Source organism: Nitrospinota bacterium (genome assembly GCA_029881495.1).
In the GTDB taxonomy this organism is placed as follows: domain Bacteria; phylum Nitrospinota_A; class UBA7883; order JACRGQ01; family JACRGQ01; genus JAOUMJ01.
Window position 1 is genome coordinate 1 of the sequence record JAOUMJ010000056.1, and the last position, 3,561, is coordinate 3,561.

Here is a 3,561-nt window from a genome sequence, read left to right on the forward strand (position 1 = left end):
CAGGGCGCCTGCCGGCGTATTTTATTTTCATTTCCGAGGAGCTTACTTTGGATATCATATCGAGTATCTCTTTTACTGTTGTTCCTCTTTCAGTACCGAGGTTGAAAATATCGAAGCCGTTACCTTTGTTTATATGATCAATTGCCTTTATATGCGCCTCTACAATGTCTTCAATATGAATGTAGTCCCTTATGCACGTTCCATCTCTTGTCTCATAGTCAGTTCCATAGACGATGGTTTCACGCCCGTTTTTCAGGTTGTCGAGGGCTATCTGTATGAGGTTCTGCTTTACGCGCTGACTTTCACCCATAGAGCCGTCGATGGCTGCACCTGCCGCATTGAAATACCGCAAGCTCACGCTTCTCAAGCCAAAAGCGGAGTGGTAGTCCTTTAGTATCAATTCAAGCATCCTTTTCGATAGGCCGTAAGGGCTTATAGAATCCGTAGGATGTTTTTCGTCAATGGGGAGGTATTTGGGGATCCCGTATGTTGCGGAAGAAGAGGAAAAAATGAACAGGTTGCAACCATGTTTTCTCATGACGTCCAAGAGAACCAGAGGTTTGGCGACATTGTTGCGGTAGTAGTTGTCGGGCTGTGCAAGTGATTCTGGCACGCTAAGTTTCGCTGCGAAATGCATTACAAGTTCTATCTTTTCCTTGTTAAATATCCTTTTGAGAATATTTTCATCTCCCAGATCGCCATGGTAAAAAGTTATTGAATCATGAACAGAGGCCCGGTTGCCTGTAGAGAGATCGTCAAGGACTATCGGAGTATGTCCGACATCCTTAAGGCGTCTGGTCATTAGAGAGCCGATGTAACCGGCTCCTCCAACAACAAGAATATTCACTACAGCCGCCAGTATAAAAAATTCGGCATGTCCGATGCGTTATAGACTGATTTTACGTCCATAAAGACAGGCTTTTTGCCGATGTTGCACAAGTTTAGGAAAAATTCCTCTTTTTGGTTCACATACTGATCGTGGCGGACGGCTAGTACGATTGCATCAAGGTTCTTCAGGTCTTTGATATCGGTTGTCTGAATACCGTATTCAGCTTTCATCTCCTGCGGTGAGGCCCATGGATCAGAAACGAATACATTTATGCGGTGCTCTTTCATTAATTTAACTATATCCACGACCCGTGTGTTTCTGATATCACGGATGTTCTCCTTAAACGTGAATCCCAAAATCCCGACGTTTGCGCCGTTGATATCGCGTCCGCTTTCTATTAGCAGTTTCAGGAGCTTGCCGGAGATGAAATTTCCCACACTTTCATTGATCCGCCTGCTAGAGAGTATGACTTCCGGTATGTATCCAAGCGACTCAGCGCAATGCGCGAGGTAATAGGGGTCGACTCCTATACAGTGTCCTCCAACAAGTCCAGGGCGGTAAGAATGGAAATTCCATTTTGTGGATGCGGCGTCAATCACCTCATTTGTATTAATATCCAGACGATCAAAGATTAATGCAAGTTCGTTAACAAGGGCGATGTTCAGGTCCCTCTGTATGTTCTCTATAACCTTGGCGGCTTCGGCGGTCTTTATATTTGAGGCCGAAAAGGTTTTGGTTACTTTGCCGAAAATATACTCAAGTATAGATAAGGTTTCTTGGTCCTCAGCGGCCACGATTTTTGTGGTGTTTTCAATAGTATGCTCCTTGTCGCCAGGATTAATGCGCTCTGGGGAATACCCTACTTTATAATCGGTACCGCGTTTCAGCCCAAACTCACCCTCAAGGATATTTGAAGAGACAAGTTCGGTAGCGCCTGGATAGACAGTTGATTCAACGGTAATCAAGGCTGGCTTATGTATATTCTTCCCAACGATTCTCATCGCGGATTCAAGCGGGCCTAGGTCGGGAGCTTTGAAGTTTGTAACCGGCGTTGGAACAGCGATGATTACGATGGGGCAATCCGCAAGAAGTTTCTGGTCAGTTGTGAAGCTGACGTTCTTGTTGTTAAGGAGGTCGGTACATTCTCCTGTGTGATCGACACCGCGATTAAGGTCGGCTATTCGTTTCTCGTTGATATCAAAACCGGTGATCTTAAAATATTTGCCAAGCGCCATGGCAATCGGGAGACCCACGTATCCAAGTCCTACTATTGCGATAGGTTTTTTCTTTGTCTTAACTGCTTCCAGATTTTCAGTAAAGTTCATAACTGTCAGTGTAAAAAGTATATGTCCGATCCAGATATACGTTCATTAAGTTGTATCCACTGCTATCGCAATAAATATTTTAGTGACAAATTATATTTCAATTGACAGAATATATAAAGGGAAAAATATGTACAAAGGAGGATACAATACGCTCTGAATGGTTAAAGAAGTAAGCTTTTCTGGCCACCTTTGTTAATCAACCGGATTAATTTTGTTCTGTCTTTTTGAATAGAACTGGAGTTTAATTTTGCCCTTAAGGAATATACTTTTGTTGTCGATATCCATGTATGGCAGGTATGAAAAGCTTGATATGTGAGGCTCCTATGACCGAAAAAAGAGTTGTAGAGTTCTTCAAACACAACCTGGATGATGATTCCATCATGGAGTTCCAGAAAGTGGCCAAAGGGATGTTCATCACGACAGGACCCAAGACGGCACTTTTTGAAAATAAGTTCGCTGAATACTTGGGTGTGAAACATGCTGTTGGAATGATGAGCTGTACCCACGCCCTTCACCTGGCATACTGTTCGCTGGGATTATCGTCTGGTGATGAGGTAATAGTTCCGGCATTTACATTTGCAGCTTCAGCCTCTGCGGTTATGCATGCCGGCGGAACCCCGGTATTCGTGGATGTCGATCCTGATACAGGCATAATTGACCATTTGAAGATAGAGGCTGCGATTACCACAAGAACAAAGGCGATATGTCCGGTACATCTTTACGGTGTCATGGCGCCAATGGAGGAGATATCAAGGATCGCCAAAAAGCATAGCTTAAAGGTAATCGAGGACGGGGCTCACTGCATTGAAGGTTCGATCAACGGTTACAAGCCGGGAACCTTATCGGATGCAGCGGCATTTAGCTTTTACGCGACAAAGAATATTACTTGCGGCGAAGGTGGTGCATTGGCAACCAATAACAGCGAAATAGCCGAAAAGGTGAAAAGGTTACGAAATCACGGTATGACTAAAAATGCGATAGACAGGTTCTCCTCGGATATCACCTATTACGACATCCAAGAGGTAGGGTACAAGTCGAACATGAATGACCTGCAGGCGGCATTGTTATTGCCCCAGTTGGCAAATATCGAGGAAAAACGTGACAGAAGGCAGACTATCGTTGACAGGTACAACGAAGGTTTGAAGGATGTTGCAGGAATAAAGACCCCTGTGATACCAACAGGCGTGAAAAGCGCCCTGCATCTTTACACGATAAGGATCCACATGCCAGAGATGAGAACAGAGTTCCTGCGGATGATGAGGGAAGAAGGGGTTAACTGTTCAGTTAATTACAGGCCGTTGCTGGATCTCTCGCTTTTCAAGGAAAAAATGAAGATTGATTCTGCCAAATTTCCGAATGCCAAAAATATTGGTGATACAACGGTCACATTGCCTTTATATCCGTCAC

At 44.3% G+C, this 3,561-nt stretch carries 3 protein-coding genes; 1 reads left to right on the forward strand and 2 read right to left on the reverse strand.

The genetic code is table 11. The features are described from left to right. Both galE and OEY64_13135 read right to left on the reverse strand, forming a co-directional pair. Nucleotides 1-847 (reverse strand): UDP-glucose 4-epimerase GalE (gene galE / locus OEY64_13130; protein MDH5543886.1); only part of this gene is annotated, 847 nt, incomplete at its 3' end. After that, nucleotides 847-2,154, reverse strand: a complete 1,308-nt coding sequence (locus OEY64_13135; protein MDH5543887.1) for a nucleotide sugar dehydrogenase — start codon at nucleotides 2,152-2,154, stop codon at nucleotides 847-849. The genes galE and OEY64_13135, both read right to left, overlap by 1 nt. A 323-nt stretch (nucleotides 2,155-2,477) precedes the next feature. Between OEY64_13135 and OEY64_13140 the strand changes: the two genes are divergently transcribed. Next, nucleotides 2,478-3,561, forward strand: a 1,084-nt coding sequence (locus OEY64_13140) for a DegT/DnrJ/EryC1/StrS family aminotransferase (GenBank protein MDH5543888.1), incomplete at its 3' end; no start/stop codon positions are given.